The sequence below is a fragment of the Streptomyces atriruber genome, from assembly GCF_001418325.1.
Taxonomy (GTDB): Bacteria; Actinomycetota; Actinomycetes; order Streptomycetales; family Streptomycetaceae; genus Streptomyces; species Streptomyces atriruber.
On record NZ_LIPN01000591.1, the window covers coordinates 1 to 1,118 of the forward strand.

Here is a 1,118-nt window from a genome sequence, read left to right on the forward strand (position 1 = left end):
GTGCGGGGCCGCGGGGGTATGTGCGTACTCGCCATCCCTGCGCCGCGTCAGATTCTTCTTGCCGTCGCGGTGTGCTCGGTGCTCCGTGCGCACATACCCCCGCGTCCCCTCCGCGTCTCGTGCGCGGCTGCGGCCCGGTGGGTGCTTGTGCCCTTGCGGGTGGTGGGTGTGCGGATGTGGGTCCGGAGTGGGTGGCGGGTAGGTTTTCGGGATGGGGAAGCTGCTGCGCGGGGCGCATATCGTGTGGGACTGGAACGGGACGTTGCTGCATGACATCCATGCGGTGATCGAGGCGACCAACGCCTCCTTCGCGGAGCTCGGGCTCGAGGCGATCACGTTGGAGCGGTATCGCGATCTGTACTGCGTGCCGATTCCCCGGTTCTACGAGCGGCTGATGGGGCGGCTTCCCACCGATGCCGAGTGGCGGGTCATGGACACCGTCTTCCACAAGCACTACTGGGCGCGCGCGGAGGGCTGCGGGCTGGCCGAGGGGGCGTCCGAGCTGTTGGCCGCGCGGCGGGCCGACGGGCGTACGCAGTCGTTGCTGTCGCTCGCCCCGCACGAGCAGCTGGTTCCGATCGTGCGCAGGCACGGGATCCACGAGTACTTCGTACGGATCGACGGGCGGACCGACGAGTCGCACGCCGGCAAGGCCGAGCGGATGGTGCGGCACCTGGAGGCCTTTGACGAGCCTCTCGACGTGGGTCGGGTCGTGGTGATCGGGGATGCCGTCGATGACGCCGTCGCCGCCGCTCATGTGGGGGCGCAGGCCGTTCTGTACACCGGGGGGTCACACAGTCGGGCGAGTCTTGAGCCGGCCGGGGTGCCCGTCGTCGACACTCTGGCCGACGCCGTTGATGTGGCCGAACGGCTCGTCGCCTGAGGGTGGTTGCGGGGATTTCCGCTTACGCTCCGCGCTGTTCTGCGTACGCTGAGGTGGGATCCTCGGCCTTGCGGGACGACGTGACGGGGGCGGGTTACGCGATGGGTTTCGGCTTCGGGCAGCGGCGGGGTGGGCAACTCCCCGCCGAGTTGACGTCGTTCGTCGGGCGGGTGGACGAACTGGCGCAGGTGCGGGCGGCGTTCGCGTACGCGCGGCTGGTGACGTTGGTGGGGCC

1 protein-coding gene is annotated in these 1,118 nt (G+C 69.7%); it reads left to right on the forward strand.

Annotation, left to right across the window (positions count from 1 at the left end):
* Positions 1-211: 211 nt before the first annotated feature.
* A complete protein-coding gene (locus AOK03_RS38940; protein WP_055570076.1) occupies positions 212-883 on the forward strand; it encodes an HAD family hydrolase in 672 nt (223 codons plus the stop codon).
* Positions 884-1,118 lie beyond the last annotated feature (235 nt).